General features: G+C 64.7%; 5 protein-coding genes and 1 riboswitch. Of the genes, 3 read left to right on the forward strand and 2 right to left on the reverse strand.

Annotated features, from left to right (window positions below):
- Positions 1 to 151: 151 nt before the first annotated feature.
- The 3 genes from NUV99_10520 to NUV99_10530 are packed head-to-tail and all read left to right on the forward strand — an operon-like array spanning position 152 to position 2,889.
- Positions 152 to 736: a Uma2 family endonuclease gene (locus NUV99_10520; protein ID MCR4420531.1), complete on the forward strand. Its 585-nt coding sequence runs from the start codon at positions 152 to 154 to the stop codon at positions 734 to 736.
- Between the two features lie 28 nt (positions 737 to 764).
- Positions 765 to 1,436, forward strand: a complete 672-nt coding sequence (locus NUV99_10525) for a response regulator transcription factor (GenBank protein MCR4420532.1) — start codon at positions 765 to 767, stop codon at positions 1,434 to 1,436.
- Between the two features lie 16 nt (positions 1,437 to 1,452).
- On the forward strand, positions 1,453 to 2,889 hold the full coding sequence (locus NUV99_10530; protein ID MCR4420533.1) for a HAMP domain-containing histidine kinase: 1,437 nt from the start codon (positions 1,453 to 1,455) through the stop codon (positions 2,887 to 2,889).
- A 304-nt stretch (positions 2,890 to 3,193) separates the two neighbouring features.
- Positions 3,194 to 3,380: riboswitch (cobalamin riboswitch) on the reverse strand.
- Positions 3,381 to 3,437: 57 nt separating this feature from the next.
- Here NUV99_10530 and NUV99_10535 read toward each other — a convergent pair.
- Both NUV99_10535 and NUV99_10540 read right to left on the reverse strand, forming a co-directional pair.
- A complete protein-coding gene (locus NUV99_10535) occupies positions 3,438 to 4,589 on the reverse strand; it encodes an MFS transporter (GenBank protein ID MCR4420534.1) in 1,152 nt (383 codons plus the stop codon).
- 96 nt (positions 4,590 to 4,685) lie between these two features.
- Positions 4,686 to 5,480 (reverse strand): ZIP family metal transporter, encoded by a 795-nt coding sequence (locus NUV99_10540; GenBank protein MCR4420535.1) that lies wholly within the window; start codon positions 5,478 to 5,480, stop codon positions 4,686 to 4,688.
- Positions 5,481 to 5,764: the final 284 nt, after the last annotated feature.

The following is a 5,764-nucleotide window of genomic DNA, read 5'->3' on the forward strand; positions in this document are numbered from 1 at the left end:
AGTTCGGTACCCGGCACGCTTCAGGTACTCGGGCAAAACCAGCACTGCCCTCGAAGAAGTGGGAATCCGTCAGCTCCGAAACGTTGACTGTCCTTCCGCCCCAGGTTATGATGAAGCCGAAAAGACGTGCGGCGAGGAGGTGAAACCAGGGATGCTTCAGCCTACGCCTCCGGCAGGCCCTATCCTGCTGACCTATGAGGATTATTGCGCCCTCCCCGACGACGGGCGACGCTACGAAATCCTGGAAGGGGTGCTTTCGGTGACGCCCTCTCCCAGCACCTTGCACCAGCGTGTATCCCGGCGGCTGGAACTGATTCTTGCCCTGCACGTGGAAGAGCACCACCTCGGCGAGATATTCGATGCTCCGGTGGACGTGGTCTTGAGCCCCCACAATGTGGTCCAGCCGGATCTGGTTTTTATCCGCCGCGAGCGCAGCCACCTAATCACCGACAAGAACATTGCCGGCCCTCCCGACCTGGTGGTAGAGATCCTTTCCCCCACCAGCGCCGAAACCGACCGCCGGACTAAGGCCCACCTATACGCCCGCTACGGCGTGGACCACTACTGGCTGGTGGACCCGGAGGCCCGGGTTCTAGAAGAGTACTGCCGGGAAGGGAAGGTTTTCGTCCGCGCCGGCACCTACCAGGGCCCGGTGCGTTTTGTTCCCCGCTGCTTCCCCGATTTGCACCTGGACTTGGCCAAGGTGTGGGGCGAACCGGCCCAGGAAATACCCTAATCCTGCCTGCCTTTTCGAGGTGGTAGAATTGCCACCCTTGATACTGGTGGTGGACGACGACCCCAAAATAACCGCCCTGCTGCACCGCAGTCTTACCTATGCCGGTTACCGGTCGGTTAAGGCCCATTCCGGATCCGAGGCTCTGGAACAGGCGGTGAACCTCAACCCCGATCTGGTCATCCTGGATCTCATGCTGCCGGACATCGACGGCTTCGAGGTATGCCGGCGGCTCCGGGAAGACGTGAACCCGCTGATCCTCATGCTTACCGCCCGGGACGAGGTGTCCGACCGGGTAAGGGGGCTGGACAGCGGCGCTGACGATTACCTGGTCAAACCCTTTGCCCTGGAAGAGCTTCTGGCCCGGGTAAGGGCCCTGCTCAGGCGGCGCCTCCCCGAAACCGGGAAGGTGCTGGAGTTCGCCGACCTGCGGCTGGACCCCAATACCCGGGAAGTCACGCGGGGAGACCGCCCCATACAGCTCACGGGTAAGGAGTTCGACCTCCTGGCCCTCTTTATGGCCAACCCCCGGCGGGTACTGCCCCGGCAAACCATCATGGACCGTATCTGGGGATACGACTACAGCGGCGAATCCAACGTGCTGGAGGTCTACATAGGTTACCTGCGGGCTAAGCTCGAGGCCGGAGGGGAGAAGCGGCTCCTGCATACGGTGCGGGGGGTAGGCTACGTGCTCCGGGAATAGAAATCGGGGTGAGCAAGTGCTTTCCATCCGCTGGCGGTTGACCCTTATCAATACCGGGGTTTTGGTCTTCACCATCTCGGTATTCGGCTTTGCCCTGTACTTTAGCCTGGAGCAGTACTTGTGGCGCCAGACCGACCGCGCCCTGGCCGCCAGAGCGGCGGAGATAACCTACCGGCTGGAGGCCCCGCGTCCCCCCTTCGGCCGCCGGGATCTGGTGGGGCTGCCCTACCTTAGCGTTTTCTTATATCCGGACACCTTCGTCCAGTTGGTGGACGCCGACGGCAACATCGTGGCCAAATCGCCCAACCTCGGTACCGAGGACCTGCCGGTTCCCTCCCGTACCCTGGAAACCGCCCGCACCCAAGGGCCCTTCTTCCAGACCGTAAAGACCAACGGGCAACGGGTGCGCCTCTACAACCTCCCGGTGGTGGCCGCGGACTACTACTTCCTGGGCGTACTCCAGGTGGGCCGGGTCCTGGAGCCTACGTATCATTTCCTGAACCGCCTGGTTCTGGTGCTGGTCATTCTGGGGTTAGCGATGATCGGGCTGGCCACCGGCGGCGGCTACTACCTGGCGCGGGCGGCCTTAAGGCCGGTCGAGCACCTTACCCAGGTGGCCGCGGCCATCAGTCGCACCCAGGATCTCAACCGCCGGGTCCACTACCGGGGACCGGAGGACGAGCTGGGACGGCTGGCGCGGGCCTTCAACCGGATGCTGGAGAGCCTGGCCGCCGCCCAGAAATCCCTGGCCGAGACTTACGCCGCCCAGCGCCGCTTCGTGGCCGACGTCTCCCACGAGCTGCGCACCCCCCTCACGGTGATCCGGGGAAGCCTGGAATTGCTCCAACAGCTCCCGCCGTCCGACCCTGGCCGGGAGGAAATCCTGGCCGACGCCACGGGGGAGGCCGAACGCATGTCGCGTCTGCTCAACAACCTCCTTATTCTGGCCCGGGCGGATGCCGGCTACAGGATAGAGCGAACGCCCGTAGACCTTGAAGCCCTGGTCCAGGAAGTAGCACGCCAGGCACCGCACCTGGGACCCGCCGCCTTTGCCACCCGTAAACTGGAAACCCTGAGCGGCGCCCGGGTCCTGGGCCACGCCGACTATCTGAAGCAGCTTCTCCTTATCCTCCTGGACAACGCCTTCAAGTATACCCCTCCGGAGGGAACTGTTGCCCTTACCGCCTCGACCGAGGATGGATGGTACGGGATAGGAGTGGCCGATACCGGACCGGGCATTGCCCCCGAAGAGTTGCCCCGGATCTTCGACCGCTTTTTCCAGGGCTCCGCCCGGCGCACCGGGGGCACCGGCCTGGGCCTGGCCATAGCCCGCTGGATCGCCGAGGAACACGGCGGGCGCATCGAGGTGGCGAGCCGGCCCGGGCAAGGCTCTACCTTCACGGTCTGGCTCCCCTCCGCCCAGGCTTCTAAGGATTCTCTAACCCGCCTCTAAGGCCCCTCTAAGCTCGGGATGACAAACTAATTCAGACCTTCCCACGGTCCTGCGAATTTCGCCGGAGGAGGTGAACCTGACGACGCCCGGGAATCTCGGTACCTGGCGTCCTACCCGCTGAAGCAGAGCCCCGGCTTCTCCCGGCCGGGGCTCTGCCTTATGCAAAAAAGCGGCCGGCTACCCGATGAGGGCATCGGCCGAAAGACATGGAAGAGGAGGGTGTAAAAGCTAAGTCCTCCCGCACCTTTATGGGCAAGAGGACTTTTACCCTGATCCTGCCTTGCCTTCCTATCCACGTAGGTGCAGGCGGTAAACCACGGCAGGTAGGTCTCCTGGCTCGGGTTCCTTGGAAGTCCTGCGCCTTCCCGGGCCGACCAGACCCAGTGGCCCTCTGCAGGACCCCTCCCCCTCACAGTGGCGGGACCGCGCCGGATTTGCACCGGCTTCCCTCTCGGCCTGTCCAGACAGGCACCCGCCCGGCTACTATGTATGCTTGTTCTTTTATATTCGCCGCCCGTGCTCTATTTCCTCCCGCACCGAAAAAAGATTCACCCGTGCTGATTTCCCGCATTCGTACCCGTCCGGGCCGGGCCGTACGCCACCGGCCGGAGGAACAGACCCGCCACTCCCAGAACGGCGGCGAACAGCATAACTTCCCGGTAGCCCCAGAGGTGGGCGAGGCTGCCGCCCAGGAAGGGTCCCACGGCGTTGCAGAGGTTGATCGTAGACTGCAGCAGACCGGCGGCGGTTCCCCGCTCTTCCCCGCTGCCCAGCGCCAGCAACAGCGCTCCCACGTACAGGCCCGACCAGGCCACGCCCAACAGCGCCTGAACCCCCAGCAACCCCGGTCCGGGCCGCACGTAGGCGTAGGCCACGAACACCACCACGGAAAGGGCCTGGCCGGCGGCAAAGATCCGGGCCGGATCAAAGCGCCCCATATAACGCATGGCCAGGAACTGGGACAGGAAGTTGATCCCCCAAAGCACCCCTATCCAGGTCCGGTCCAGCCCCATGGCGGCCAGGTACAGGGGAAGGATAATCCAGACCGCCGTGGCTCCCAGGTGCCGCAGGAAAACGCCGAAGTAGATCCGCCGGTTGCGCCGCAGTACCGGCCACAGTCTCACTCCTTCCGGGTCTCCCAGGGGCCGAGCCTCCTTGAGCACCAGGGCCACGGCCAGTGCCACCCAGCAAGAAAGGGAACTAACCGCAAACAGCAGCCAGCACTCCTTCAGTACCGCCGCACCCAAGGCGCCCAGAATCCACCCCAGGGACCCGTAGGAGCTGAACCGCCCCATGTCCGCTCCGGAGTCGTAGGCGTAGGCGATCAGCGCCGCCAGGGTGACTCCCAGGGAGAGCCCCACCGCCGCCCGCACCAGCACCAGAAGGCAGAGATTTCCGGCCAGGACCTGGGCGGCAAAGGCCAGCCCGCTGGCCGCCAGGCCCAGGCGCACGAAGAAGAGCCGGCCCAAGACGTCGGATTTCCAACCGGAAAGGAGCGAGGCGAGCAGGAAGGCCGTCCCGTAGGCCGAGCCCACCAGTCCCACCTGCCAGTCGTTGGCTCCCAACTGCTCGGCCAGCAGGGGTATGAAGATGAGGGAAGACTGAACCGCGGCGCTCAGCAGGAAGTTGACCAAGCTCACCGCCACCCGGTCGGGAAGGCCCTCCGAGCGCGGCAAGGGTATGCCCGGGTGCAGATCCACGCTGGATACCTCCCAATCCCTCCCCCGGGCGTTACGCCGGCCGGGCAAAGGGATTGACTACCAGAGTGTATCACGAATTCGCGTGGCAAACAATGTCTACGCCAACAGATCCAGAATCATCATGACTATAAAGCCTACCATGGCCCCCATGGTGGCCACATCTACATGCCCTCCCTCCTGGGAGGAGGGTATCAGCTCCTCAATTACCACGAAAACCATCGCCCCGGCGGCAAAGCCCAACACGTAAGGCAGCAACGCATTGGCGGCCAGCGTGGCCGTAGCTCCCAGCACCCCTGCCACCGGCTCCACCAAGCCGGAGAGCTGGCCGTACCAGAAGCTTCTTCCTTTGCTCACCCCCTCCCGCCGCAGGGGCAGCGACACGGCCATGCCCTCGGGAAAGTTCTGCAAGGCCACCCCCAGGGCCAGAGCTACGGCTCCTTCCCGGGTGGCCTCGGGAAGACCGGCGGCTGCCGCCCCGAAGGCCACTCCCACGGCCAGGCCTTCCGGCACGTTGTGCAGCGTCACGGCCAGGACCAGGAGCGTGGTCCGCTGCCACGAGGTACGGAGCCCCTCCCGATGATTCTCCGCCAGCCCGGCGTGAAGGTGGGGGAAAAGGGCATCCGCCAGGCGCAGGAACAGGCTTCCGGCGGCAAGACCCACGGCGGCGGGGAACCACCGTGGCACCGCCAGCTGGCCGGCCATTTCCACCGCCGGAACCAAAAGCGACCAGAAGCTGGCGGAAAGCATTACCCCGGCGGCAAAACCGAGCATCCCGTCCAGGAACTTCCTGGGGACCGAACCGGTAAGGAGAACCGTCGCCGCCCCTACCGCGGTGGCCGCCCAGGTGCCCAGGGTAGCCAGCAGCGCCTGCCAAACGGGAGCCTCTCCCACCGTCCAGCACCTCCGGCAAAGGGTACCGCGTTGTTCTTGATTCAGTTATATACGTTTACGAACCCCTCTCGGTGCCCTTGCTCACGGCAAACCTCCGCGGCGACCGGAGCAGGCACCCCCCATGGGTCCTGAGTTATCCTCACTTTCCCACGGGCGGTACCGGGTGCTCCCCGTTCGTACCGTCACCTCGCCGACCAAACTAGGGCTCAGCCTTCGCGCTACGGCGGGCTCCCCTCGGAAGCGCCGTCCATGGCGCTCCTCGGCTTCGGCCGTCCGTGGCCTCC

The organism is Clostridia bacterium, from assembly GCA_024653205.1.
Taxonomy (GTDB): Bacteria; Bacillota; DSM-521; order Neomoorellales; family SLTJ01; genus JANLFO01.